At 47.4% G+C, this 26,051-nt stretch carries 29 protein-coding genes; 17 read left to right on the top strand and 12 right to left on the bottom strand.

Features of this window, described 5'->3' with window-relative positions; all coding sequences use genetic code 11:
* The first annotated feature begins 4 nt into the window (after positions 1-4).
* The 3 genes from vopR (at position 5) to vopQ (ending at position 3,156) form a co-directional block, all read left to right on the top strand.
* Positions 5-982 (top strand): type III secretion system effector VopR, encoded by a 978-nt coding sequence (gene vopR / locus ACF8OV_RS05160; RefSeq protein WP_203502552.1) that lies wholly within the window; start codon positions 5-7, stop codon positions 980-982.
* Between the two features lie 227 nt (positions 983-1,209).
* On the top strand, positions 1,210-1,668 hold the full coding sequence (gene vecA, locus ACF8OV_RS05155; protein ID WP_025506149.1) for a CesT family type III secretion system chaperone VecA: 459 nt from the start codon (positions 1,210-1,212) through the stop codon (positions 1,666-1,668).
* Between the two features lie 9 nt (positions 1,669-1,677).
* The gene (gene vopQ / locus ACF8OV_RS05150) at positions 1,678-3,156 is read left to right on the top strand and encodes a type III secretion system effector VopQ (protein WP_017448963.1); all 1,479 of its coding nucleotides are present in this window, start codon (positions 1,678-1,680) and stop codon (positions 3,154-3,156) included.
* Positions 3,157-3,217: 61 nt separating this feature from the next.
* On the opposite strand, the gene ACF8OV_RS05145 is transcribed toward vopQ, so the two are convergent.
* The 3 genes from ACF8OV_RS05145 to ACF8OV_RS05135 form a co-directional block, all read right to left on the bottom strand.
* Positions 3,218-3,856: a flavodoxin gene (locus ACF8OV_RS05145; protein WP_203502551.1), complete on the bottom strand. Its 639-nt coding sequence runs from the start codon at positions 3,854-3,856 to the stop codon at positions 3,218-3,220.
* A gap of 87 nt (positions 3,857-3,943) precedes the next feature.
* A complete protein-coding gene (locus tag ACF8OV_RS05140; RefSeq protein WP_025502967.1) occupies positions 3,944-4,882 on the bottom strand; it encodes an alpha/beta hydrolase in 939 nt (312 codons plus the stop codon).
* A 71-nt stretch (positions 4,883-4,953) separates the two neighbouring features.
* Entirely contained in the window at positions 4,954-5,868 is a 915-nt protein-coding gene (locus ACF8OV_RS05135) for an alpha/beta hydrolase (RefSeq protein WP_203502550.1), read from the bottom strand.
* Positions 5,869-5,996: 128 nt separating this feature from the next.
* Here ACF8OV_RS05135 and ACF8OV_RS05130 point away from each other — a divergent pair, with 128 nt between their 5' ends.
* The gene (locus ACF8OV_RS05130; RefSeq protein WP_317676161.1) at positions 5,997-6,914 is read left to right on the top strand and encodes a LysR family transcriptional regulator; all 918 of its coding nucleotides are present in this window, start codon (positions 5,997-5,999) and stop codon (positions 6,912-6,914) included.
* 110 nt (positions 6,915-7,024) lie between these two features.
* Here ACF8OV_RS05130 and vscU read toward each other — a convergent pair whose 3' ends face one another.
* Genes vscU through vscN form a run of 8 tightly spaced genes read right to left on the bottom strand, consistent with a single transcriptional unit; the run spans position 7,025 to position 13,885 of the window.
* Positions 7,025-8,080: a SctU family type III secretion system export apparatus subunit VscU gene (gene vscU, locus ACF8OV_RS05125; protein ID WP_017448968.1), complete on the bottom strand. Its 1,056-nt coding sequence runs from the start codon at positions 8,078-8,080 to the stop codon at positions 7,025-7,027.
* A gap of 15 nt (positions 8,081-8,095) precedes the next feature.
* On the bottom strand, positions 8,096-8,881 hold the full coding sequence (gene vscT / locus ACF8OV_RS05120) for a SctT family type III secretion system export apparatus subunit VscT (protein WP_025579371.1): 786 nt from the start codon (positions 8,879-8,881) through the stop codon (positions 8,096-8,098).
* Entirely contained in the window at positions 8,878-9,144 is a 267-nt protein-coding gene (gene vscS / locus ACF8OV_RS05115; protein ID WP_005464497.1) for a SctS family type III secretion system export apparatus subunit VscS, read from the bottom strand. Before vscS ends, vscT begins: the two co-directional genes overlap by 4 nt.
* Positions 9,145-9,157: 13 nt before the next feature.
* Entirely contained in the window at positions 9,158-9,808 is a 651-nt protein-coding gene (vscR, locus tag ACF8OV_RS05110) for a SctR family type III secretion system export apparatus subunit VscR (RefSeq protein WP_005377232.1), read from the bottom strand.
* The gene (gene vscQ, locus ACF8OV_RS05105) at positions 9,805-10,791 is read right to left on the bottom strand and encodes a SctQ family type III secretion system cytoplasmic ring protein VscQ (RefSeq protein ID WP_079857775.1); all 987 of its coding nucleotides are present in this window, start codon (positions 10,789-10,791) and stop codon (positions 9,805-9,807) included. The genes vscR and vscQ overlap by 4 nt, the downstream gene beginning before the upstream one ends.
* Complete coding sequence (locus ACF8OV_RS05100; RefSeq protein ID WP_317676162.1) at positions 10,767-12,095, bottom strand: type III secretion system needle length determinant; 1,329 nt, start codon at positions 12,093-12,095, stop codon at positions 10,767-10,769. Before ACF8OV_RS05100 ends, vscQ begins: the two co-directional genes overlap by 25 nt.
* Before the next feature lie 9 nt (positions 12,096-12,104).
* Positions 12,105-12,566: a type III secretion system central stalk protein VscO gene (gene vscO, locus ACF8OV_RS05095; protein WP_005464592.1), complete on the bottom strand. Its 462-nt coding sequence runs from the start codon at positions 12,564-12,566 to the stop codon at positions 12,105-12,107.
* Positions 12,563-13,885 carry a SctN family type III secretion system ATPase VscN gene (gene vscN / locus ACF8OV_RS05090; RefSeq protein WP_025540415.1) on the bottom strand — a complete coding sequence of 441 codons (1,323 nt, stop codon included), beginning with the start codon at positions 13,883-13,885 and terminating at the stop codon, positions 12,563-12,565. The genes vscO and vscN overlap by 4 nt, the downstream gene beginning before the upstream one ends.
* A 186-nt stretch (positions 13,886-14,071) precedes the next feature.
* Here vscN and vopN point away from each other — a divergent pair, with 186 nt between their 5' ends.
* The 13 genes from vopN to ACF8OV_RS05025 all read left to right on the top strand — a co-directional run bounded on the left by vopN (position 14,072) and on the right by ACF8OV_RS05025 (position 24,932).
* On the top strand, positions 14,072-14,965 hold the full coding sequence (vopN, locus tag ACF8OV_RS05085; protein WP_392404334.1) for a SctW family type III secretion system gatekeeper subunit VopN: 894 nt from the start codon (positions 14,072-14,074) through the stop codon (positions 14,963-14,965).
* Positions 14,946-15,230: a TyeA family type III secretion system gatekeeper subunit gene (locus ACF8OV_RS05080; RefSeq protein ID WP_005464474.1), complete on the top strand. Its 285-nt coding sequence runs from the start codon at positions 14,946-14,948 to the stop codon at positions 15,228-15,230. Before vopN ends, ACF8OV_RS05080 begins: the two co-directional genes overlap by 20 nt.
* A complete protein-coding gene (gene sycN / locus ACF8OV_RS05075; protein ID WP_017448973.1) occupies positions 15,217-15,588 on the top strand; it encodes a type III secretion chaperone SycN in 372 nt (123 codons plus the stop codon). The genes ACF8OV_RS05080 and sycN overlap by 14 nt, the downstream gene beginning before the upstream one ends.
* Positions 15,588-15,965 (top strand): type III secretion system protein VscX, encoded by a 378-nt coding sequence (gene vscX / locus ACF8OV_RS05070; RefSeq protein WP_069488572.1) that lies wholly within the window; start codon positions 15,588-15,590, stop codon positions 15,963-15,965. Before sycN ends, vscX begins: the two co-directional genes overlap by 1 nt.
* 5 nt (positions 15,966-15,970) lie before the next feature.
* On the top strand, positions 15,971-16,315 hold the full coding sequence (gene vscY, locus ACF8OV_RS05065; protein ID WP_021822202.1) for a type III secretion system chaperone VscY: 345 nt from the start codon (positions 15,971-15,973) through the stop codon (positions 16,313-16,315).
* Complete coding sequence (gene vcrD, locus ACF8OV_RS05060) at positions 16,299-18,425, top strand: SctV family type III secretion system export apparatus subunit VcrD (protein WP_079856886.1); 2,127 nt, start codon at positions 16,299-16,301, stop codon at positions 18,423-18,425. The genes vscY and vcrD overlap by 17 nt, the downstream gene beginning before the upstream one ends.
* Positions 18,425-18,838: an LcrR family type III secretion system chaperone VcrR gene (vcrR, locus tag ACF8OV_RS05055; protein ID WP_025508982.1), complete on the top strand. Its 414-nt coding sequence runs from the start codon at positions 18,425-18,427 to the stop codon at positions 18,836-18,838. Before vcrD ends, vcrR begins: the two co-directional genes overlap by 1 nt.
* 60 nt (positions 18,839-18,898) lie before the next feature.
* Positions 18,899-19,183: an LcrG family type III secretion system chaperone VcrG gene (gene vcrG / locus ACF8OV_RS05050; protein ID WP_317676164.1), complete on the top strand. Its 285-nt coding sequence runs from the start codon at positions 18,899-18,901 to the stop codon at positions 19,181-19,183.
* A 4-nt stretch (positions 19,184-19,187) separates the two neighbouring features.
* Positions 19,188-21,011, top strand: a complete 1,824-nt coding sequence (vcrV, locus tag ACF8OV_RS05045) for a type III secretion system needle tip protein VcrV (protein ID WP_079856887.1) — start codon at positions 19,188-19,190, stop codon at positions 21,009-21,011.
* 12 nt (positions 21,012-21,023) lie between these two features.
* Complete coding sequence (vcrH, locus tag ACF8OV_RS05040; protein WP_005464462.1) at positions 21,024-21,512, top strand: SycD/LcrH family type III secretion system chaperone VcrH; 489 nt, start codon at positions 21,024-21,026, stop codon at positions 21,510-21,512.
* 3 nt (positions 21,513-21,515) lie between these two features.
* A complete protein-coding gene (vopB, locus tag ACF8OV_RS05035; RefSeq protein ID WP_005464635.1) occupies positions 21,516-22,715 on the top strand; it encodes a type III secretion system translocon subunit VopB in 1,200 nt (399 codons plus the stop codon).
* Positions 22,716-22,726: 11 nt separating this feature from the next.
* Entirely contained in the window at positions 22,727-23,731 is a 1,005-nt protein-coding gene (gene vopD, locus ACF8OV_RS05030) for a type III secretion system translocon subunit VopD (protein WP_317676165.1), read from the top strand.
* A gap of 229 nt (positions 23,732-23,960) precedes the next feature.
* Positions 23,961-24,932: a TAXI family TRAP transporter solute-binding subunit gene (locus tag ACF8OV_RS05025; RefSeq protein ID WP_021448581.1), complete on the top strand. Its 972-nt coding sequence runs from the start codon at positions 23,961-23,963 to the stop codon at positions 24,930-24,932.
* A gap of 127 nt (positions 24,933-25,059) precedes the next feature.
* Here the strand turns inward: ACF8OV_RS05025 and ACF8OV_RS05020 are convergent, their stop codons facing one another.
* On the bottom strand, positions 25,060-25,830 hold the full coding sequence (locus ACF8OV_RS05020; RefSeq protein WP_031415940.1) for a sulfite exporter TauE/SafE family protein: 771 nt from the start codon (positions 25,828-25,830) through the stop codon (positions 25,060-25,062).
* Between the last annotated feature and the right edge of the window lie 221 nt (positions 25,831-26,051).

Genomic DNA, 26,051 nt, shown 5'->3' with positions numbered 1-26,051 from the left:
TTACATGGTTAATATCAATACGTCACACATGCAGTCGTTGAGCCAGCTGACGTCACATTTGGCGACACAGAATCAAGCGGACGATAAAGAGATTCGAGCACACAACGGCAAAGACATTTTCGTAAAAGAAGGTGCGCCAAAAAACAAAAGCGTGAGCGCTCGTATTAGCCATCAGAACAAAGCGAAAGACATTGTGGTGAATCTGCTCACCAAGCAGGGCATTCCAAAAGATGTGGCGAAGCAAATGCTACAAAACGTGCTCAATGGCGAAAATAAACTGACGCTCGGCAATTTGAAAAATCTTGAAAGATTGTCGTCTGGCCCAAGTTCACATTGGCCTGCAGCACAAACCGAAACCTCGTCTTCCAAAACCAGCAAAGCCTCATCCAGCGTGGCGCTGATCAACGAGCACAGAGACAACCTTCAAAAGCTGGGGGATTTTGCGTGTACAGACTTAAATACGTTTGGTCAAAAAGGGTCGCAGTTTTATGAAACAAAAGGCGCGCCAAGGCTAAAAGCTCTTTACGCGAACCAAGCACGTATCGCGCAAGACCAAAGAGCGACCATGTCTGCCAGCGCAGTTCAAGCTGCCGCTCAAAGAGGCAATGCTCCGCAGCTAAGTACATTACAGAACATTGCTAAGTATGTACAAAATGCTAAGGCAGGTTGCTGTACCACATTTGCTTTCGCTGCCGCTGCTGAAATGATTCAAGGCATGTCGGGCACACCAGAAAACCAACCAAAAGTAGAAGTTGTGGCGTTTAAAAAAGGCCATTCTGGCACGCACCTTTATGTATTGGTGGGGAGACAAGAAGGCAGCGACATTAAAGACCCATCGACATGGAATAAAGACGTAAAAATCGTCGACCCTTGGGCGGCGTCAGCGTTTGGTGCGACCATGTTCGGTGATGCCCAACGCCCGCCAGTATCGAACATGTTCCCACCAACAGAAGTGATTTTCGATAGTCACAAACTTGGTTAGTCGAGGCTTGTACGTTGATTTGACATCGAACATGAAAATCGAACCCGTAAGAAAAGAGCAGCTGAGTGTTGCTCTTTTTTTATTTATAAACCAAATAGTTAAATTGAGGTTGTATCTGAGGCCATCATCACAAAGAAACGGTGAAAGTGACAAAAATAAAACCATTAACGACATCGTCAAAATGGGAATCGGTGTTCAATAGAGTGACGGAAACAAGAGGAAAGATTATGAACACGATTCAACCACTGCTCGATGAGTTTTGTCGTTTAAATGAATTACCACCACTCATTTTAGAAGATGGAAATCGTTGTCAGCTTCTCGTTGATGATCGATTCGTGCTGTACTTCACCGCCACAGAAGATGACGCCTTAATGCTCTCTGTTACGTTTGGTGGCTTAGAAAAATCGGGAGAGTTGCGCGTAAGAGGCTTAGAGCTACTAGCCCGCGCAAATTACCAAAGAGTAGGCAGTGGCAACTTGGCGTTATCGCTCGCCCCGAATGGTCGACAACTTGTCTTAGCGGGTCGCCAACCTACCGAGCATCTTAACTCAGCCAATCTGACAGTTTGGTTCCACGAAATCATCGAACAGACCGAACTTTGGCAAGCGCGCTTTGCCATGTTGGATCAAGATCTTTCAGCCACTTCAAATCATGAACAAAGTCATGTTCAACCACTGCGTGTGTAGGAGGGAGTTATGGTGAATACAACGCAAAAAATCAGTCAAAGCCCAGTACCCGATTTGGAACAGTTTCGTGCCATTGCCGCGCAAAAAGATGACCGAGTAATCAGCAAAAGAGGCGAAGTCAAAGAGCCATCTACGTTCCATAAAGGCCACAAGTTTGCTTCGGTTAGCGAAGGCGTATTAAGAAAAAAATACACCAAGTTCTTCCAAGAAAACATCAAAACGCACCTCGACTTGAAGCAGGCACTGCTTAAGGAAGAAAAACCAGAAACCGCGCTTTTGGCTTATTCATTAGTCAGTCCGTCAGGCTACCGAGGAGAACCATTAACCGAGCGAAAAATCTTGGAAGTGGTGAGCCTACTTGATGAAGTAAAAGTCGACGGAGACACCTATCAGCAGCTCAAAAATACGTTTGATTCGATCAGCAAAGATCCGCGTATGCAGGTCAGTTTGGAAAACCAGTATCCGGGGAAAATGGACGGTTTCGGCGCGCAGTTGTTGGAAATGGGAAAAGAGAAGCTGAAAGGCTCGGGTGTTAACGCTGCCATCAATTTGGCGTTACCCGGTGTAGGCTTGCTCGTCGCCACAGGGCGTGAACTTCATAAAGCGTCCGTCAATGGCGATGCCGAAGCGTATCATCATCAACTCGAACAAATCTCACAATTGCCGGGAAGAGATCAGCGCTTATCGATGCCAATGCAACAAACGTTAGCCATTGGTCACGCGATGTTGTCGGCTGAGGGTGCAGTTGGTGCCACACTTGGTATGGCGACAGGCGGTTTGGGTACGTTTGGTGTAAGCTCTGTGGCAACGGCAGGAGTTACGCCGATAGCAAAAGAAGCCATTGGAACTGCTTTAGCTACTGGCATTATCAGCGGCGGGGGTTTTGTTGCTGGCCAAGCTGGGGCGTATGGCTTAAATAACGAAGTGCAAGACCAACTCAAACAAGGGCCAATGTCTGGTGTGCTGCCACGTTTGGAAATTTCAAACGTGAAGGGCGATTTCACTTTTAGCATGCAGGAGCCGGCGGCAGTTCGCGCACTGATGGCGTATCTTGGTCCTAAAGAAGATACGTCAATGAGCTCACCTCAAGCGCCAAAAGAAGCGCAAGAGATGGAAGCCGCACGCTTAACACTCAAACAAATGCTTGGCTCAAGCCCGAGTGAACATCTCGTTCCTGATGTCGACTCACTGCTTAAACTGAGCGATGAAGACATGCCAAGTCAGACGGAATCTACGGCGAACGGTGCATTTAAAAAGCTGTTAAGTGAAGATTGGGATTGGCTGATGCCTGCTGTCCGAGCAATGGATAAAGGTGAAGCGAGCAAAATCAACGAGAAGTTGACGTACAAGCTGCCTTTGGATGCCGCCAACGGACGTGTGTATCTCGATAAGAGCCCGAACCTAAGTGACGCCCAGCTTGATGCATTAGATAAACTCGGCTCACCAAGCCAGTTACGACTAATGTACTTAGCCGAAGGCTGGATTTAAAGGAAAAGGGAGCATTCGCTCCCTTTTTGCCTATTATATCGCCGCTTAAACAGTGCCATGTTTAACGTGAACTTATTGATTGGGGGGGGAGATGGTCAAACGCGGCTAACATTTCGTCTGTAGATAACTGGTCTCCCATTCTTCCTCGTTTTACATATTGATGCTCGAAGCTTGTTGCGCCTTTGGCTCGAACTAATGCAGCAAATTCGTCAATAAAGTGTTGTTCAAATTTACTATTGAACGAGTTAAACAATATGACCCGTTTGTTGGTTAAATCGTTGTCTTTCACAAATTGCCAAATAGGTGGGGCTGGACTGTATAACCAAATAGGAGAGCCGAGATAAACCGTATCGTAAGAGGAGAGGTCGATATGCAGTGGGACGATCTCTGCAACATTACTTCTGGCATCTTTCAACGCACTTATCCATCCTGGAATGCCGAGCTCGTAGCTTTTGGCAAAAATTTCATAAACATGCCCATTTGTTTTGTTGGCAATATGCTCGGACAGAGTAGCGGTATTTCCTGAGCGAGAGAAAACGACGATTGCGCTTTTAGACTCGCCGGTTAACGAGCGCTGCAGATGTTGCTGCTTTTGTTTGTGCTTGCGGTATTGTGAGTTTTCGATTTGAGTAACGACGAGAGCAACCACCATCAAAAATACGAACAATATAAATAGAACGATGAGCGTCCATCGAAACATAGTCACTGACCTATGGCTATTAACTGGGAAATAGGAATAACAGAGAAGTAAGAGTGCGACCGGTTTGGTGGCACTCTTGATTTCAGATTACTTCAAATGCTTATCCAAGAAGGGCGAGACTTTCTCCATTGCCATTCCAACTGCTTGTGGATGGTCATACAACTCATAGTGAGACCAGTTCTCTAGATCAACTAGCTGGCGATCCTTTGACGCGACAGCTCGACCATAAACCTCTTGACCATCGCGATAAGCACCAAACGCTCCCACTTTTTGACCAATCACGGTCATCACTGGTTGAGTTAATAAAGTTTCAGTGAAGGCAAAAGCATCCCAACTTAGGGTTTTCTGAGCATGAGAAAACAACATGCGCGTGGCTCCGCCTTCAGTCTGTCCGCGAGGCGTTTTATAGTAGTCAGTCGCCTCAAACACATCGCGCTCAGTTAAGCCATTTTCTTTGGCAAACTCTAGGCTTGGTGGAAGAAGTTCGTTGACTTGTAATTCTCCGCCGCGAGCTTCAGCGGTACGCTGTGCCGCCATTGCTTCCAGCGTGCCGTTTGGGTTGTACAAGCTGAATCCTTCACGGAATAAGCGTCCCACATTGACTGGCGTAATGCCAACGACCGCTTTCAAACGTTTTTCTGTTAAAGCGGCACTGATGACATAAGCCCCGCCACCGCAAATTCCCAAGCCACCAATTCGAGTTTCATCGACATACGGCAGGGTTACTGCGTAGTCGATAACGCGACTGATGTCTTCAACGCGTTGGCTTGGGTCTTCAACATAACGAGGTAACCCTCCAGATTCACCTTGAAAACTCGCATCAAAGGCGATCACCACGTAACCAAGCTCAGCTAATGCTTTTCCGTATACCGCGCTTGACGTTTGCTCTTTGCAACTGCCAAATGGGTGAACGCTTATCATGGTTGGGTAACGTTTGGATTCATCAAAACCTTCAGGTAGTAGAATAAGTGCCGCTATATCCCAAGCCATATCTGCGTTTCTGAATGTTACTTTTTGAGTGTTCATATCTTTGTTCCTAGTTTCAAATTTGGCTCGAAATCGCAGAGCCAAACTATCTGGTATCTCAAATCAATCTGTTAAAGCGTACGTTGGAAAAACGGCGCTAGAGCGCCAATCGCTTCTGCGATAGGGTTTTCACCATCATAAAGATCCATGTGATTTGCGCCGTAAACGACATACATGTGTTTATCCGTACTCGCCGCTCGTTCCATTAGGTCATCGCTCATCCATTTACTGCCAGCCTCGCTACCGACAACGGTCAGCAATGGTTGAGTCAAGAACGCTTCTGCTTTGAAAAACGCATCGTAAGTGATGATTTGATTCAAACTACGTGCGGTTGCAAAGCCCGGCGCTGTGCAATATGCCGCGCGATCGGTGTGGTAATACTCCCACGCTTGGCGTAACTCTTCGTTTGGCGCGTCTTCTTCTTTTAACGGCGCCATTGGGATTGTGACAAATTCAGCACCGCTCGCGTCTGAAGTTCTGGCGAGTGATCCCGCCTCGATGTAAGGGATGGCGTCGCTGTCTTTCACACTGTTATCCCAACCATTACGGAACATTTGACCGATATTAACCATGCTGACGGTACCGACAGCCTTAATGCGGCGGTCATTAATCGCTGCGTTCGCGGTGTAACCGGCACCTGCACAAATCCCCATTGCACCAATGCGTTCGTTATCTACGTAGTCAAGAGTGGTGAGATAATCGATAACGGCACTTACATCTTCGGTACGAATGTAAGGGTTTTCTAGTTGGCGAGGCTCACCTGTACTTTCGCCCTGAAACGATGCGTCGAATGCGATAGTCACGAAGCCATGTTCTGATAGTTTTTTCGCGTAGGTTCCCGCTGTCTGCTCTTTAACGCCGCCACCAGGATGAGAAACAACAATGGCAGGATACGGTTTAGATTCATCAAAGTTTTCAGGAACGTTAATCACCGCTGCAATAGAGATGCCCAGACCATTTAGATTTTTGAAAGTAACTTTAGACATAACGAAATTCTCCTGTAGCGTTTCACTGTTTTGTCTCGTGGGGCGTAAGCCTTGAGTTAATACTAGTGAACGAACTGTATTAGATAAATATCGTTTTACACACATGACTGTTAAGTTATACTTAACAAATGGCTATTGAACCTTCCCTAATATCTTCACTAACGTGGTTTGCGCATGTAGCGCGCCATCGTAGTTTTACGAAAGCCGCCTCCGAAATGGGAGTGACGCGGGCTGCATTGTCGCAGCATGTGAAAGGGCTAGAAAAACAACTTCAAGTCAGGCTGCTAAATCGCACGACACGAAACATGTCTATGACCGAAGAAGGGCAGCGCTTGCTCGACACTCTTCATCCTTCATTGAGCAATATTGAGCAAGCCCTAAATTCGCTGAATGATTTACATATCGAGCCAGCGGGGCTCATTCGTATTAGCGCTTCTAGAACAGCCGCTCGGCTTCTTATCGAACCGCACTTGGGGGAGTTTTTATCTCGTTATCCGAAAATACGTTTAGAGCTGATCATGGATGACGGTCTGACAAATATTGTTGCGGAAGGGATGGATGCAGGAATACGTTTAGGGGTTAGCTTGGATGAGCACATGGTCGCGATTCCAATCACTCCAAATCTGACAAACGCGATAGTCGGTTCTCCAGATTACTTCAAGCGATATGGCAAACCTGAAACGCCGAATGACTTAGAGTATCACAACTGCCTCGCGTACCGTTTTACCTCAAGTGGCACACTCGACCATTGGTCACTCACGTCTCCTGATGTTGATAAACATACTGTGATATTTGAACCGAAAGGCAATGCGGTGTTCAACGACGATTACAGCATGTTGCAAGCTGCTATTCAGGGTGTGGGACTTATCAAGCACATTGATTTATGGGTATTGAAGTATCTTGAAGAAGGGAAACTGGAGCGCGTTTTTGTTGATTGGTGTAAACCGTTTCCGGGCTTTTATCTCTATATCCCTTCACGTGAAAACATGCCCAAGAAAATCCGCGTCCTTATGGATTTTCTGATTGAAAAGCGCGCTGAGCTTTAGGTTTACAAGTAAATCATACGTGCTTTCTGCAGACGTATCCGTGCTAGAAATGTTAAATCAACCTGAGTTTTATTAAGGACAAAGCGACGTACTTTGCCCTTTGAATAAAACTATCTTTGAGTACCATCAGATTCCAATGATGCCAGCCAACGGAGCACTTCTGCCGTGGCTTCAATTAATTCGCTTGGGATGTATTGGTCAACGTTTCCGTCGGCATAAAGCGCACGCGCTAATGGCACTTTTTGCATTACTGGCACGCCTTCTTCTCGCGCAATTGCAATCATGCGTTTAGCCATCGCATCGGTTTCCATCAGAGTGATCACAGGTAAAGGTGTTTCGCCTTTTTTGTAGTACAGACCAACCGCGATATGAGTTGGATTCGTTACTAATACGTTGGAGCGCTTAACGTTTTCGCGTTGATTAGAAGCTTGAAGTTCTTGATGAAGTTGACGGCGTTTACTTTTGATTTCCGGGCTGCCTTCCATCTCTTTGTATTCACGTTTCACTTCGTCCTTGCTCATTTTGAGCTTCTTCGTGTGGTCAAACTTTTGGTAGGCAAAATCTGCCGCGGCGATCACAACAAAACCAACCGATGAAATGATCATCAATTGTTTAATCATAACTCCCGTCACCGCAGGGACACATTCCAATCCACAAGTTGGAATTTGCATCAAGGTGTTGATGTTGCCCCGCAACGTAACCCAAATGATGCAGGAAAGCAGAGACACCTTGAGTATCGACTTGATGAACTCAATGACGCTTTTTAGCGAGAAGATGCGCTTTGCGCCCTCGACAGGGTTGATTTTCTTAATGTCGGGCTTGATGGATTCGCCACTAAAAAGAAAGCCAAACTGTCCCATGTTAGAAAAAATCGCGATAAGCGCTGCGACCAAAATAATTGGCGCGAGGAGGTAGGCCATCTCTTTGGCGATAGCGATGGCAACATCGATCAATGCGTCTTGAAAGCCTTGATATGCGAGTTCGCTTGGCAGCAAAAGTAGGGCAGAGATGTGCGACATGTAGTAATCGGCAAAGGCGAACAGCACGGCGATGAGTGCCAGAATTAACGCCGAAGAGACGATTTCTTGGCTCTTTGCGACTTGTCCTTTTTTGCGGGCGTCGCGGAGCTTTTTGGCGGTGGGTTGTTCGGTTTTTTCACCACTCATAGAACATCCTAACCTTTATTTCCAAATCGTGTTGAGCTGAGCGCCAAAGCGAGTGATGCCATAAAATAGTGCTTCAAAGTGATCCATCATTAATCCGAGATAGACGATCAATAACACACTCGCGATGGCACTTTTGATGGGCATCGCCAAGAAGAAAACGTTGAGTTGTGGCGCAAAGCGGCTGATCAGCGCAAGGCCAAATTCGGCTAAGAACATCGCGAGCACAAGTGGCGCCGACATTAAGACACCAAGCCACATTAACTGTTGAAACTGATCATAGAAAAAGCTTACCCACGCGTCCGTGACCATCGGAAAAAAGCCGAGTATTGGCCAAGTGGTGTAGCTTTTAAACAGAGCGTAGATAAATGCAACAAAGCCACCGCCCGAGAAGAACAAGGTGATCAACGTTTGGGTGAGTAATACCGCCGTTGGGGTGGATTGAGAACCCAGCGTTGGGTTGAACATGCTCGCCATCGCCGCGCCGCGTTGGTTATCCACCAAAAAGCCAGTGGCTTCAATCGCCCAAAAAGGAATGGCTGCGACAAAGCCAATCAGCATACCCAGCAAGACTTCTTTGCCTAGAATCACAATCAACCAAAGGCCGTCAGTTTCGGCGGGCAATGCTTGCTCGTTTACGACGGGAAAAATAAACAACGCAAGTGAGCAAAGTACGCCGTTACGGATCATTGCGCCGCCAAGCATCTGTTTGCTCAAAATAGGCAGAAAGATAAAGCACGCCATGAGCCTTGGCAGCGTCAAGCTATAAAGAAACAAAGCTTGGTGTAAATCGTCGTAACTCATCGTATTTGTGGAATTTTATCCAGAGCGAGTGAGGCAAAAGCGTGCAGTTCTGCACCTAGCCACTGCGTTGTGATGAACAGGGTGATGATCACGGCAATGAGCTTCACGACAAACCCTAACGTTTGCTCTTGTACCTGAGTCAGTGCTTGGATCAGCGACACTAAGGTGCCGACTAATGCTGCGACTAAAATTGGTGGTAGCGACAAGAACAGAACCAAAGTGAGTGCTTGCGTTGTGAAATGGATGATTTCTGCAGGATTCATTCTCTTTCCTTCATCAACCGTAACTCAGCACTAAGCCGTGCGTGAGTTTTGTCCAGCCATCAAGCAAAACGAAAAGCAGCAACTTGAAGGGCAGAGAAATGGTCATTGGTGACACCATCATCATCCCCATTGCGAGCAGAATATTGGAAACAATCAAATCGATAGCGATAAACGGCAAGTAGAGTAGGAAGCCGATTTCAAAAGCCCGCGTTAACTCGCTAACCGTAAATGCAGGCAGCAACAGCAATAAGCTGTCGGATTCCAAACGGTCCACGTATTTTTGTGGCCACAGCGTGCGTGCTGCGTCGGTAAAAAATATCGCTTCGGTTTCACGGATGTGTTTTTTCAAAAACTCGCGATACGGCTGTAAACCACTTTCAATCAGGCCCTCAACGCTTGCAGAGTCTTCCAAAGAAATGTCGTGCTGTTTTACGTAGTCGTACGTTTCAAAGCCAACCGGTGCCATGATGAAAATCGACAAAATGATCGCTAAGCCATACAGCGCCATATTCGGCGGAATCTGTTGTACGCCAAGCGCATTTCGCAGCAGCGAAAACACGACCGCGAGTTTTACAAATGAGGTCGCCATCATGGCGATAAACGGGATCAATGCCAGCAGCGCAAGGCTGACAATGAGGTTTAGCTCATCAGGTAACTGAATCATGCCGGCTCCTGAGTGCCGCCGAATAATTCAAGCACACGTACACCTAAATGATCGTTGACGTTTACCAGTTCACATTCACCAATGATTTTACCATTCGCGCGCAGTGTCACGGGCTTAGACACCGGTTGGTTGAGCTCGAAAACGTACCCAGGTTGCAGTTGGTTGAGTTGCTCCAGCGTGACGGTTTGGTGGCCGATGTCGAACGTGAGTTCCACAGGCAGTTGCTGGTGGTCTGTGAGTGTTTCGGATGTGTTTACGTCATTCATATCGGTTTCTTTCTCAATGATGTAGAGGGTGTTGTCTTCAAGTTGACAACGCCACAGATTCTTATTGGATACCTGAACAATCGCTTGTTGCTGGGCGATGTAGCATTGGTCAAAAAAGATCACGTCTCCAAGCTCTAACGAATGGAATTGATTTAAGTCCAGGTGCGTTTTGCCAAGGCTTAGCCAGACAGGAAGGGCAATATGCTGAGTCAGTTGCGACGAGCATGGCGGCAGCGCATCAACTAAAACGCTTTGACCTTCACTTACCCACAAACAAAGTGATGCGCTCGGTTTGTTTAGCGTCAGCATTAAGGTATTGCGCTGCGTTTCGCTTTGTTCCAGCGGTTGTAATTTGCTGAGGATCGGTAACTGACCAAATAGGCGTTTGAACGCGTCAGCATGAGGCTCAATCTGCGTACTGAGCAGAGCTAACTGCAACGAGTTTGGGAGAGATTCAAACGCTGTCGCATTCAAAGTTGAGTGAAGCCATTGCTGCAGCTGCGCGGAACAAAAATCGACTTGAATGGTTTGTCCACCAACCAGAGTGGTCAAGCGGTAGCCAGAAAATTCCGGTTTTTGCGATGCGGTTATTGAGATGCTGTGCTCGTCACGCCCTTGAAAGTGGCATTGTTTAGCGCAGAGCTGATTGGTCAGCGCAATGCTCTCGGCATCGACTGTTGGGATGGTTAATTTCATTGATCCGCCTCGGGTTGCCATTCTTCATAAACGCTACGTTGTTGGCGTGATTGTTGTTGATCTTGCTGTGTGTGACCATGTTGCGACGTCTGCTCGCTGATCGATACGCGCAACGGCTGTTCAAAGCCCATGCGGTTTAAACGCTCTGCCAGATCTTGCCTTGCTTGTTGATTGATGATGGAAAGCGCATGCTCTTGTCGAATCGTCACGCTATAACCTTGCGAATCTAACTTGATGTGGATTTCGCCACCTTTGAGTTGGCCTTCGCTCAGAAACAATCGTACTTCTTTCTCATTCGATGCCGTTGGTAGGGCAATGTACACTTTATCCACCAATTGCTGAATCAGTTGGCTGATTTCACGAGTTGGTTGAGTAGGTTGTGGAGTCGAGATGCCTTTCAAAATCACATCGCCTTGAGTAATCGGTGTCGTGACTGGTTGATGCATCGGCTTGTCACTGCTTTTTTCTGAATCCAACATGGCTCTATCTAGCAACGTGCGCTCACCCTTGCTCGCTTTGGGATGTTCATCATTCGGGAGTGGTGTTTTCAAATTGCGCGAATTAAAGCCAAGTGATGAGTCACCCTCATGCTTGTTTACTTCAGTTTTAGTTGCAGTTTTGTGCACAGCTGAAGTGACAGGATGAGAGGTGAGTGACGCAGACGTCACAGACGCAACGGTTGTTGACGCTAAAGCGTCGGATACCGTTTCAATTGTGTCCGGCTTCGTTCCCGCAGTAGGAATGTGCTTAGTATCTTTCGGCGACTGTGTCGACTCGTGTAACTCTGCTGTTTTAGCAGTCGCAAGTTCGGTTTTAGAATCATCATGATCTTCGACCAAGCGTTCAAATGCGTCTTGCTCGTCAGCGTTTTTCTCACGCTTATTCGAAGGCTCCATTGGTAGTTTCTTATCACCGGTAGTAGGAATTCGAATGCCAGATTTCATGTGCGCGTCCATATCGCTTGGCGTTTTGTCTTGGGTGTTCAGAGCGATAGGTGACGACGTATCTGATTCGTTGTTTATATTTTCTGTGACGACGTCACTATTTTGAGCAAAAGCAGATTTCTCAGCAGTCTTACGTTGGTTGCTACTTGTCGAATGCAATGACGCAAAAGAGCGATCTGAGTAATTTTCAGTAAACGGTTTTTTAGCTTCTAAAGTTGCTTGATTATTGGCGTCATTTGGCTGTGGTTTGGTTTGGTCTGGGTTTTCCTTGAGCGCACGCTCAAAACGCGATTGAAGCATGGCATGATCGTCAATCGGCATTGGAGATTGTGATGAATGAGGCTGCGTACTTGGGGTATCCGTACTTGGTTTAATGCGCATGATGAACCTTTAGATAATATCGACAGTGCGAAACTCTTCTTGCTCGAGTTCTTCTTGGTACTGTTGTTGGCGCGATTGTTCCGCGATTTCTTGTTGTTGCAACTGAACGAATTTTTCTTTGGTTTTATGGGCTTGAAGGGCCTCTTGTTGTTTTTGTTTTAGCAGAGTGCGCTCTTGTTCTAACGTCACTTTTACTTCTGCTACGCGCTGCTTGAGCTCGGCTTCCCGTTCTCTAAGTAGGGCGATTTCTTGTCTTAGCGTTTCCAGCTCTTTAAGAAGCACGGTTTGCTGTTTGGCTTTCGCGAAGCGGCGTTCTTCTTCTTCCTGACGCCAAACGTGATAGTCCGCTACCGAGCGTTCTGCTTTTTGCAGCTCTGCCGCCACGTTGGCAACTCGGTATTCTTGGCGTTGAACGGCTTTATCGGCGCGGTCTGCACGAATTTTCTTAATTTCTAATAATCGTTCGATCATTGACCTGCGATGCCTTTCAGTTGAGCGATAGCACCTTCAAGGTCACTTGGCTCATGGGTACCTTGACGTAAAAAGGCGCGAATATCGTCACTTTGCGCGATTGCCAGATCGGCACGCGGGTCTGCGCCATGTTGGTACTCGCCGATTTTGATAAGCAGCTCGACTTCTTCATATTTCGCCAACATTTCACGCAGATGCGCGGCAGATGCTTGATGATTCGGCTCGACAATTTGGTTCATCACTCGACTTGCAGAGCGGAGCACATCGATGGCCGGGTAGTGGTTCATCGCTGCCAATTTCCGCGAAAGGATAATGTGTCCATCCAGAATGGAGCGCGTTTCATCTGCGACAGGCTCGGTCATGTCGTCACCTTCGACCAATACGGTGTAAAGGGCAGTGATAGAGCCTTTGTCCGATTGGCCTGCGCGCTCCATTAGTTTTGGCAGTGCGGCAAAAACAGAAGGCGGATAACCGCGTCGAGTTGGTGGTTCACCAGCGGCAAGACCAATTTCACGTTGGGCACGAGCAAAACGGGTGACGGAGTCCATCAGCAGCAAAACGCGCTTGCCTTGGTCTCGGAAATATTCGGCGATAGAAGTCGCAACGAACGCCGCTTTTGCGCGCTCCATGGCTGGTCTGTCGGATGTCGCAACGACCAGCACTGAACGCGCCATACCGTCTTCGCCCAAGTCGTGTTCGATGAACTCTCGCACTTCTCGCCCACGTTCGCCAATCAGAGCCAGAACGGTTACGTCCACGTCCGCAGAGCGAATCAGCTTCGCCAGCAAGGTACTTTTACCGCCACCAGCCGCAGCGAAAATGCCCATACGTTGGCCTTCACCACAAGTGAGCAAACCATCTATGGAGCGAACGCCAAGAGAAATTGGTTTTTCGATCAATTTACGCTGCATCGGTGGCGGGGCATCACGATAAACGGGATACCAAGCACTTGGCTCTTGGCTTTGTGCACCATCGAAAGGGCGGCCCAGTCCGTCGAGGATTTTACCCAGCAAGTGATCGCCAACACCGACTTCGTGCATTTTCCCCATCGGGCTCACCTCGGTATTGGATGAAATGCCAAACATGTTGCCAAGTGGGGTAAGCAGCGCGTGATGTTGTTGAAAGCCGACGACTTCAGCCAGCAACGATAAGGTTTGGTCGGGATTGCGCAGCTCACACAACTCTCCAACGCGTACGCCCGGCACAACAGCCTTGATGATGGTGCCGGTTACTTGTGTAACGCGTCCGCGAATTTGGATCAAACGCGTTTGTTTGATCGCAGATTGCTGAATATCGGTGATGTATGAGAAATCGTTCAATGTAAAAAATATGCGCAATGATTGATGCTGGGAGAATAGAAAGGATGGGGTGGTATTTATAGTGAATATTGGTCGGGAGTTTTTAGAAAACTGAAAACGCCCTAAAAAAACACGTCTGATTTTGACAGCCTGATAAAAACGCACTTCATATAATTCGCTTGTATTGTACGAAAGGAGTGCAAGTGAATGAGCATTATCAATAGTCAGATAGCAACCAACACCAAGTTTGATGCATCGGTCCGAAATGGATTGGAATCGTCTCGTGCGGACAGTGCCGTAAAAGGCAGTTATCGAGGTGAGACAGTGCGCGTGCACAACGCCACTCAATCGCTTTTTGACGCGATGGAAGAGCTCACATCACTTGGCTCCGAAAAAGCAGAAAAAGCTCTCACCAAACGCAAAATAAAAGACGGTGGCGTTCGCGTTAACGAAGCGCACGAGATGGTTTCTGATTACCTCAGAAAGGTGCCCGATCTAGAGAAAAACCAAAAAATCAAAGATCTTGCGGCCAAAATGGCGGGTGGCAACATTTCGACCATCGCTCAGCTTCAAGCGTATTTGAGCGGGTTTTCGGAAGAGAAAAGCCACCAATACTTAGCTCTAAAAGCGGTGAAGAAATACTTATCGGCCAATCCGGAAAGCAAGCACTTATTGGCGCTGATTGACCAAGCGATCTTGAAAATCGAGCAAAACCCGGATTCTTGGTCGCAAATCGACACCGAAATCCGTGTTTCTCATTTCGCTGATGAGTTTAGCAAAGAGCAAGAGTTCAGCTCTCTTCATCAGTTGCGCGGCTTTTACCGCGATACGGTGCACAGCTATCAAGGGCTTGGCTCTGCATATCAGGATGTTGTCGAGCGTTTTGGTGAGCAAGAAGTCTCTACTGCGGTGGACTTCATGCTGCAAGGCATGAGTGCCGACCTTAGCGTTCAAGGCAGCAACATTGACTCCGTCAAATTGCAGCTACTGATGTCCGACATGCAAAAACTCAAAACGTTAAACACCTTGCAAGATCAAGTAGGGCGGCTATTTCAAATGTTCAAACCAGAAAGGATGAGTCATGGCTTATCAGGCTTCTGATTTGATGGCTGACGTAATTGCTCTGGTCGAGCAACGTTGGGTCAGCAGTGAAGAGATTTGGAAGATCGCAACATCAATGGAGTTGGTGGCAATAGAACAGAAAATCGATTTTTTTCGAGAGCTGCACAAGTTGATACGACACATCCCCGTTGATGTATTTGCTGACGACGAACAGAGACAAAACCTAATACAAGCCGCACAAAAGGCGCTAGACGAAGCCATTGATTTAGAAGAAGAGGAAGCGTGGGACGATGAGTTGGATTGATGCATCAGTCGATGAGTTTTGCCGAGGAATGGGTTTAGATGCGGTGGATTTTTCTGCCGCAGGACGTGTGCAGTTGAGCTTTGAGCAAAGCGGCACATTGCACATAGAAAAACATCATGATCGACTTTTCCTTATGTTGGCGCGTGCGTTGTCGTGGCATCAATCGAGCGAGCGTATTCAGCATGCGCTGCGTTTGTGCCATGCCGAACAGGGTTGGCCTTTTGAAATGAAAACCGGTTTGCTCGACGACGAAACCTTGGTGTTTTCCGCCAAAATTGAAGGCGATGAAGTGACGCTGCCGACACTCGAACAAGCGTTCGCTCTTTTAGTGCGTCTTCACGATGAAGTGGCAAGTTGATGACCCGAGTTAGTACGTTAAATGTCGGCATTGAAGCCTTTACTCACGTTTCCCATGGTGAAGTCGAAACGGATTTCCCCAAACGATTTCAGTTACTGCCGGATGGGCAAGCCGTCGCGACTCATTTGGAAAAACTGTATGACCTAAGACCGTCCGATCAATATTTGTTGGCGTTAGCGAAGCCAAAACTGGACCATTGTGAACTGCTTCGTCCAGAAAAGTACCGTCAGCAATTCGACAATACTTTAGCTCGTGTTCAGCAACTCGCACAGGAATCAGGCTCAGCGAACCTTGCTAAAGCCGCCGAAACGCTACAAAGCACACAACTGGACCAGCGTTACCTCACCATGGCGCTCAATCTTCTTATTCAGGTTTAACCCACATGCTAAGCACCAAAGATATTGAGCTGCTGCTGGTTCACGCTGCGCTTCAAGTTCAATACCAACAACCCGATCAAGCCATCGCGATACTGGATGCCGTGTTAGAACTCGAACCAGAACGCGAAGATGCGTTACACACGCTCGCGGTCGCGTGTTTGCAAACTGGCCGTTACACCCGCGCTGTTGCGATATGTGAAGGCTTACTGAAGTCGCAATCGCAGTCTGTGCAAGCGGCGGGAATTTGGTTTTGCTTGAGCCAAGCGCGCTGGAAACAAAATGACGTCGAGGGCGCACGCCAAGCGCATCGACGCTATCTGCAATCTTTACATAGTGAATCTCATGAATAAGTTGATCGATATTCTAAACAAGGTAGGGCAACGCAAAGACATCATGCTCGCAGTGATGTTGCTGGCGATCGTCTTTATGATGATTTTGCCTTTGCCAACTGCACTAGTAGATGTGCTGATCGGCGCAAACATGAGTATTGCTGTCGTGTTGCTGATGTTGGCGATTTACATCACCACGCCACTGGAGTTTTCGGCGTTTCCGGCAGTATTGCTGATCACGACGCTATTTCGTTTGTCGCTGTCAATCACCACGACACGTTTGATCTTGCTTCAAGGCGATGCGGGTCAAATCGTTTACACCTTTGGTAACTTCGTCGTTGGCGGCAACCTTGTCGTTGGTATCGTGGTCTTCCTGATCATCACTATTGTACAGTTTATGGTGATCACCAAAGGTTCGGAGCGTGTTGCTGAAGTTAGTGCTCGATTCTCTCTTGATGCCATGCCGGGCAAACAGATGAGTATCGACGGTGACATGCGCGCTGGAGTTATCGATGTTCACGAGGCACGTCATCGCCGTTCACTGATCGAGAAAGAGAGCCAAATGTACGGCTCGATGGACGGCGCAATGAAGTTCGTAAAAGGCGACTCCATTGCGGGCTTGGTGATCATCATCGTGAACATCTTGGGTGGCGTCACCATTGGCGTCACGCAAAAAGGCATGAGCGCGTCAGAGGCGCTTGAGCTGTTTGCGATTTTGACCGTAGGTGATGGCTTGGTATCGCAGATTCCTGCGCTATTTATCGCGATCACCGCTGGTATTATCGTTACGCGTGTTTCCCATGAAGACTCGGCCGACTTGGGCTCCGACATTGGTGGGCAAGTCACGGCTCAGCCTCGTGCACTGTTGATTGGTGGCGTGCTGCTGATCTTGTTCGCTCTTATCCCTGGCTTTCCGAAAATTACATTCCTAGTGCTGGCTTTGGTGGTCGGTGGCGGCGGTTTTTACCTCTTCTATCAACAGAAAAAGCAAACCGAGTCTGAAAGCAGCGATCTGCCGAGCTTTGTCGCGCAGGGAGCGGGTTCTCCTGCCGCAAAACCCAATAAACCAATGCCGTCTCGTGGTAGCAAAGGCAAATTGGGCGAGCAAGAAGAGTTCGCGATGACAGTGCCACTGCTTATCGATCTGGATTCAAGCTTACAAGAAAGCCTAGAAGCCGTCGCACTGAACGACGAACTCGCCAGAGTAAGACGCGCGTTGTATCTCGATCTTGGCGTACCGTTTCCTGGAATTCACTTGCGTTTTAACGACGGGATGAAAAACGGCGAATACTTGATTCAGTTGCAAGAAGTGCCCGTTGCACGTGGTCGTATTGAGAAAGACAAATTGCTGGTCACAGAAGGAAGCGACCAGATTGAATTGCTTGGTGTGCCTTTTGAGCAAGATGACGACTTCCTCCCGGGAGTCTCGAGTCTTTGGGTCGCACAAAGCTATCAAGAGAAGTTGACTGCGAGCCATGTCGGCTTCCTTACACCAGACCGTATTTTGACGTTCCATCTATCACACGTATTGAAAGAGTACGCACAAGACTTTATTGGGATTCAAGAAACTCGCTACCTACTTGAGCAAATGGAAGGCAGTTATTCTGAGTTGGTGAAAGAGGCGCAGCGCATCGTTCCGCTACAAAAAATGACGGAGATTTTGCAACGTTTAGTATCTGAGGACATTTCGATTCGTAACCTTCGCGTCATTTTGGAGGCCATGGTCGAGTGGGGACAAAAGGAAAAAGATGTCGTCCAGTTGACGGAATACATTCGTTCAAGCTTAAAGCGTTACATCTGTTACAAGTACGCGAGCGGTCAGAACATGCTGCCGGCATACCTTCTGGACCAGAGCCTCGAAGACACGATTCGCAGCGGTATTCGACAAACCTCGGCGGGCAGCTACTTAGCGCTTGATCCTTCGGTTACGCAGCAATTTGTTAGCGACGTAAAACAGACTGTAGGCGATTTAAGCCGTATGCCGAACAAGCCTGTTCTGGTGGTTTCAATGGATGTACGTCGTTATGTTCGAAAGCTGATTGAATCCGAATATTACGATTTGCCCGTTCTGTCTTTTCAAGAACTCACTCAGCAGATCAACATTCAGCCACTTGGACGGGTAGGGATGTAATGAACGCAGCACTTGTACAATCGTTTGAACAAACGGGGATCGAAGTGACGCCGTACTTTTGGCAAAAAAGTGCGATTCAACTTGGTTATCGCATTGAAGTTGATGGCATGGAGCTGGTGTTTCGTGTCGAACAAGGGGAGATAATTATTGTACTCCTCAAACGTGTGAGTCCGAATTTGGGGTTGAGTAACCCCTTTTCTTGCCTGTTTCTTTTGGCTGAGCACGCCATCCCTCTTTTTCCTTCTGATTGGGTTATCCGCGGTAACGTTGATGTGTTGCGTGGTAGCAACATGAGTAGCCAACGCTTGGCTCAATTCTACTTACACGCCTGTGGCGCTAGCCACGATCAACAAGCCGACTGGTATTTTTTGCGGCTTGCAGACTATCGCCCACTGAAAAAGAGAAAAATGTAAAAACTCTCGACTGTTACTGACAGCGCCAATGAGAAGACACGCTTTAAGATAGGAATCAATATGAAGCAACCCTTTACCCAAGCTATTGAAAATGCAGAGTTAGCGATTCGAAATGCGGATGAAAGAAATGACATTTTTAGTGAGCTATTAGAAGGACTCGGTGTTGGCCCCGTAGCAGGAGAAGTTCTGCTTGCCGGTTTAAACGCCTCGCCGAAGTTAATGCAACACGCCGAGCAAGAACTCATCGAAGAAGTTCAGCGCCGCAGGCAGCAACAGCATCAGTTGCAAGGCGTGCAGGGTAAAAGACGAAAGCGACCAACCATGATGCGCGGTATGGTGATCTAGAGGTTTGGATATGACGGATATGACAACAACGGGCTCAGCAACCGAAGCGGCAACCGCCGCCGCAAGCAGTACGCCACTGCCAACGTTTGGACAAAGCCTAACGGAGCAATTGACCCCAATTTTAGGTGATGCGGAAACTCAGCAGCTTGCTTCACTGATCGCGCATTTGCCAACTATTAAAGGTCAAACAGACGAACAGAGCATCGCACTTTACGTCGATACGCTGACTCAATTGAAAGAGAAAAACAGCGCATTTTCGGGTGCTGCGCTCAGCGAAAGCGCATCTATTTGGATGACGTCGCTACAACGAGTGAGTTCAAACGGTAAAATGGACGCCGCCGAACTTGCGACGCAGATGAACAATGCATTGGCAAGTCAGTTCCAAACTTGGTTTGCCGACCAGCTTACGGACAAAGTGGATTCGTCATTGCCGACTCAGTTTGTGAGTCAATTTCAGCTTGGAACCGAAAGCACGCAAGCGCAGCAGATTGCAAAGTTAAGCGCTGAAGAGCTGAAATCAGCTACTGGGGATATTGCCTCATTTGTTGATGATTTGGCGCGTCAAATGAGTTCTAGCGTGGTTCGTGAGAGCGCATCTTCGTTCCTTCGCAATGCGTTTGCTCATTTGCCATCGATGAATCTGGCACAGCTCAAAGCATCTGATTTTCTGCTAACCGAAGCGAATTTTGTTACGAACGTCTCGACGCAATTGCAGAACGTTTTTAAACAAATTGGTATCACTTTAACTAAGGATGTTGCAGACGAATTAGCGAAAAGAATTACGTGGACGCCAGGCATTTCTAAACAGCAGCTTAGCGAAGCGTTAAGCGAAATGGCGACGCAAGTGAAAGGTCAGTTTACTGCGGCTTACGGTGAAACCGCTGGGACTGAAAATTTACGAAAAGCGTTAGATGCCATCATCAAAAGCTCGGATTCTTTGACGCTTTCAAGCTTGTTTGCGAATTTTGCTGTAAGTCTGATTCACACCGAAATCGATGCTTTTTACAACGATAAAGCGATTGTCGATATCCAAAAAACGCAAATCTCTGCAGATCAGGTTGAGCTGATAAAAAACAATACGGAAAGAGATATCCGTTTCCAGTTTGAAAAAATGCTGAAGGGTGAGTCGACAGGCGCCTCGTTTATCGAACGTTACGAAACATTACGCAAGAACTTAGGTGCGTTGAAAAATCGTCTACTCAATATCACCGAGCAAGAGAAAAAGGATCTTGAGGTTCGCGCAGAGCACTCTTTGACGGCTCGCGATTTGTTGGCTGTCGTTGAGTCCAGTATTGGTGACCGTTTTGATGAACAAGTGCTGTTTGCATTAAACGAGCGTCGCGTAAATCGCTTGGAAAAACGTAACGAGCAAAAGGAAGCACTGCAAGATTTAACCGTGCAACTAAAAATCTTTGGTGTTGTTCAGTCGAAAATTCACTCTACGCAAAGTGTCGATGGTACTTACAAACCGGATGACAATGCTTTTAGTGCGAGCGACTTCAACTACAACTCTGCTACCGATTATCAGAACTCGCCTGAGTATAAATACCTCACCGACAATGGCATTACTACACACACGGATTTTCTGAAAAAGCAGGGTGTAACGGTAGCTGACGGCGCGAGTTTTAAAGACGAAGAAAAAACCAAGAAACTGTCCAACTTTTCCAGTTCGGTCAGCGACAAATCCAAACTACTCAACGACGAAGTTCAAATCAAAACCACTGAGCTAAACGACATCAGCTCGCAATACAATTCGACCGTTGAAGCGATGAACAAGTTTGTTCAGAAGTACCACAGTATTTTACAAGAAATCCTACGAGCCATTTAAGGATAACCAACCATGACTAAAACAAACGCGACCGATCCATCTCAAATGCAAGCAGAAGAGCTGCTGTCTTTTCTGGAAGAGGGAGGCACGCTGAAAATGTTGCACGATGTATCGGCAGATACCATCGAACACATTTACGCGGTCGGCTACAACTTCTTCCAATCAGGAAAGATTGAACAAGCCGCCAAAGTTTTCCAACTGCTTAGCATGCTGGATCATTATCAGGCGCGATTTTTCATTGGCCTTGGTGCTGCTCGTCAGGAACTGGGTGAGTATCTGCAGGCGATTGATGCCTACAGCTACGCAGCGCTCGTGGACATTAACGATCCACGCCCACCTTTCCACTCTGCGGAATGTCACCTGAAATTGGAACAACTGACGGAAGCAGAGAGTGGGTTTTACAGCGCGAAGGAGATGTCTGCCGGTAAATCACAATATGCAGACTTGCATCAACGTGCAGGCATCATGTTAGAAGCGGTGAGAAACAAAAGGAGTAATTAGACTATGAGTTCTATTGCACTTGACCGCACTCAGACGCAGGTTTACATCCCTGAGTCTGGCCAAACTACGTTAGAGAACGTACAGAAAACGGCGTCTACTGCGACACCTTCTGTAACGGTTGAAAACGTAAAGAGTAGAGATGCTGACACTCTGAATACAGGAAGAGTGAAAGTTCAGCTAGATGCCCCAAATGCTGCCGTGAGCGATAAAGTGACAGACTTGACGCTAAAAGCCATGGCTCAGCTGCAAAAGATCGTCGATACCATCGCAAAAGCGCTACATGCTGTTGCTGATCAGACGGGTTCGATCGCAGTTAAAATCATCGCAGGTTCTGCGGACGATTTTGAAGTGGAGCTTGCGGCGATTACAGACAAACTGAAAAGTGCTCAGAACGAGCTGAAAATTCAGGAAGTGAAAGTCGCAAAAGCCAAACATGAACAAGAAATGGCAGAGAACCAAGAGAAAATCAAGGAATCAGAAGCCGCTGCGAAAGAGGCTCAGAAATCGGGCTTAGCAGCGAAGATCTTTGGTTGGATCAGCGCGGTTGTCTCCATTGTGGTAGGTGCCATCATGGTTGCTACTGGCGTTGGTGCGGCAGCTGGCGCGCTTATGATCGCTGGTGGCGTCATGGGTGCAGTCAGCATGGCACTGCAAGAACCAGCCGTTCAAGACGCGCTAAAAGAAGCGGGTGTGAATGTCGATGTGTTGAACAAAGTGGTGATGGCATTAGAAATTGCTGTCGCTGTCATCGGTGCAATCGTGACCTTTGGTGGCGCGGCGGCTGGTGGTATCGCGAAACTTGCCGCGAAAAGTGCCAGCAAAATTGCGCAGAAAGTGACAGATATTGCCACTAAAGCTGCAGCCAATATGGCAAAAGTTGCGGACATGGGTTCTAAAGCTGCGACAACCACAGCCAAAGCGATTCGCTACGGTGCTGAAACGGTCGACCTTACGGTTAACATAGGTAAGGGCGCAACGGACAGCGTTCACGCTGCCAACAATGCGAATGTTACGGAAATACAAGCCGATATCACGGATCTCCGCGCCAAAATGACATTGAGTCAGGCGGTCATCGACAAGCTAAAAGAAGAAATTGGCAAGTTGATGGAAGATTTCCAAGAGCTGATGAGCATCATCATGCAAATGATTCAGGCGAAAAGTGAAACCATGCAAACGGTGTTAAGCCGTCCTGCAACGGTTTAAGGAGCGGAAGTATGTTGGATAAAATTGGTGGAACGGGGCGCGGTGAACTGTATGGTTTGGGCGACACTATCAAAACAACCAAAGCAGAAAAAACACCAGAGACCAAATTGGAAGCGGGTGCAGTAAAAAGCAACGGTGAGTCAAACGTTTCTGGTGCAGGTCGCTATCAATTAGATGGGCCGAAAGCTCCTGCGATCAGTAATCAAGCACAAGTGGTTGCGAACCTGATGGGAGAGCTTGCACCAACGATTGATCTACTGATGAGCACTACCACGAAAGTGCTAAACGGTGAAGAAGTGATCAAATCACCTTCGGACGCGGTTTCTCAATCGCTGTCTTTGTTGACGCTGCTTTACCAAGTGTCGAAGCTAAGCCGTGAACAGCAAGTGCTTCAACGTGAAATTGCGGTTGAAGCCAACGTTGCGAGTTTGCAAAGCCAAGCGGCAGAGCTGAACAACTCTGCTAGCGCGATGATCGCGATGGCGGTTGTATCTGGTGTGTTAGCGGGTGCTACAGCAATTATCGGTGCGCTTGGTTCGTTCAAAGCGGGTAAAGAAATTAAGACCGAGATGGCAAGCAACAACGTGCTGAAAACGCAAAAGGCGGGCTTCGATCAGGTTGAAGAGTTGATGAACAACGGTAACTTGTCAAAAACTCAACAAGATCAAGTAAAACGCGCACATTCGCTAGCGAAAGACAGCATTGCAGACACCACGGCTCAGTTGACTAGCGGCGGTCGCAAGTTCGATAAACTGATGAGCTCAAACCAAGCGAAGAACGCGATTCTTCAAGCTCTTGGACAGATGGCAAACTCAGCATCGAACGTTGAACAAACTAAAGCGCAAGCTCGCAGCAAGGACGATGAAGTGCAAGCGACGCGTGCTCAAGCAGCGAAGCAAAAAGCAGATGAGAACATCGGCTTCCAAGAAGGGCTGCTTAAAGAGTTGCGTGAGCTGTTCCGTTCTATCTCTGATAGTCAGAACCAGGCGTGGCGCGCATCTATCCCGACAGTGTAATTGCGGTTTCATTTTAGTACTGACAAAGCGTTGTTTATACAACGCTTTTTTTTGTATTTAAAAGGATAGAATAAAAAATACTCTTTATATATCAGATTATTATGTGGTTTTGTAAATCATTCTCGAATCGGGTGTGAGAAGCAAAGTTCAAGGATGAGAACTTAAACGTTATCAAATTGTTAACGATTGCTATACTTACACCGTCATAAACAAAGGAAAAGGACGTTCAATGTTTAAGTTTAAGCACATCGCGCTAGCTGCGTCACTTGCAGCGTTGACTGCCGGCTATTCAGTTGCCGCCGAAGAGACTTTCGTCACAATAGGTACGGGTGGCGTCACAGGTGTTTACTATCCCACGGGTGGGGCTATCTGTCGCTTGGTAAATAAATCTCGAGCAGAGCACGGCATTCGTTGTTCGGTCGAAAGTACGGGCGGTTCGATATACAACATCAACACCATTCGCGCAGGCGAGTTAGATTTGGGTATTGCGCAATCAGATTGGCAATATCACGCGTATAACGGCACCAGCCAGTTTGCTGAAAATGGTCCGTTTAAAGAGCTGCGCGCGGTATTTTCTGTTCACCCAGAACCGTTTACGGTGGTTGCCCGTCAAGATTCAAATATCAAAACGTTTGATGACTTAAAAGGTAAAAGAGTCAACATTGGTAATCCTGGCTCTGGTCAGCGAGGCACTATGGAAGTGTTGATGAAGGAATATGGTTGGAGCAACGATGACTTCAAACTGGTTTCGGAATTGAAAGCGGCAGAACAATCGAAAGCGCTTTGTGATAATAAAATCGACGCAATGGTTTACACCGTTGGTCACCCAAGTGGTGCGATTAAAGAAGCAACCACTTCGTGCGACAGTAACATCGTGACAGTCGCTGGCCCAAAAGTGGATAAGCTTATCGCCGACAACAGTTTTTACCGCGTTGCTACCGTGCCTGGCGGCATGTATCGCGGCTCGGATAACGATGTGATGACATTCGGTGTTGGTGCGACGTTTGTTTCATCTACTGCCGTGCCTGAAGATGTGGTGTATAACGTCGTGAAGGCCGTGTTTGAAAACTTCGATGATTTCCGTCGTCTTCATCCTGCGTTTGCGAATTTGAAGAAAGAAGAAATGGTAAAAGATGGTTTGTCTGCGCCACTTCATCCCGGTGCACTTAAATACTACAAAGAAGTTGGATTGATTAAGTAAGTGGTAGTCCGTCTTAAAACGGTTTTCTAAACTCACTTTTTCACGTTATTTAATAAACTTCTTTTTAGAAACCTTTATTGAAAGCCGCAAAAGCGCCATTAAGTTGATGGCGCTTTTTCTGTTTGGGTTAGGCGTAAACGTCAATAAAAAAGTAAATGGTGATGATAATCGAAGAGAGAGCGACAAAGCCTTTAACGTGGCTCGGATTAAGCTGGCGAGACACACGCGCGGCGAGATAGCCGCCAGCTAATGTCCCGACCATTACCACGCTGCCTTTACTCCAATCGATAGAGCCGTTCGCAACAAAAATGACGATAGCGATGAGAGAGACACACGTTGAAACCAGAAGTTTAAGCCCATTCATCAAGTTGATGTCTTGATGGCCCGCCACAACGAGGTAACTCAGAACAATCACACCTAATCCGGCATTAAAAAATCCGCCGTATGCTGAAACGCCCACCAACAACAAACTCAATGCGATTAAGCCTAACACGCCCGCGTGTTTATGTTCTTTGGTGATGGATTTGATGATCATTGTTAACCGAGAACCTGTAAGAAACAGCACCGTAGCAAACAAAAGTAGCCAAGGAATGGCTTCCAAAAACAGTGATTCTGGCGTGTTGAGAAGAAGATACGCGCCAACTGCGCCACCGACTAAGCTGAACGAGATGGTGAATAGCAGTTCTTGCTTGTTCTTCAAAATTTCTTCACGAAAACCCACGGCACCGCTTATGTATCCCGCGCATGCGGCGTAAGTGTTGGTGGCGTTAGCCATGATGGGCGGCACGCCAACCGCCATCAGGGCGGGGAAGGTGATAAAACTTCCGCCTCCTGCTATCGAATTCATGATTCCACCTACCACGCCTGCAGCAAACAACAGAGCCAATTCCAGCAGCATAAACAATCCTTGTTATGTTCTTATTGGTTATTAGAGTCTTAGATTTTGAGAACGCATGTTCTAACGTTTTTATGAGATTTACTTTACATGCTCCAAAACGAAATTGTTCAGTTCCGTTGCGGTTTTGATAACGTGAACCTCTTTCTAGCGAAATTTTTCTCTTAGCCGTGATATTAATTCATCGTAGCTATATCGTAGAAAGATCGAAGAAATAAAAAGCC

The sequence above is a fragment of the Vibrio sp. GLN_1 genome (assembly GCF_043106015.1).
GTDB classification, from domain to species: domain Bacteria; phylum Pseudomonadota; class Gammaproteobacteria; order Enterobacterales; family Vibrionaceae; genus Vibrio; species Vibrio parahaemolyticus.
The sequence above is the reverse complement of the archived record's forward strand: the minus strand, read 5'-3'. Positions and strand labels throughout refer to the sequence as shown.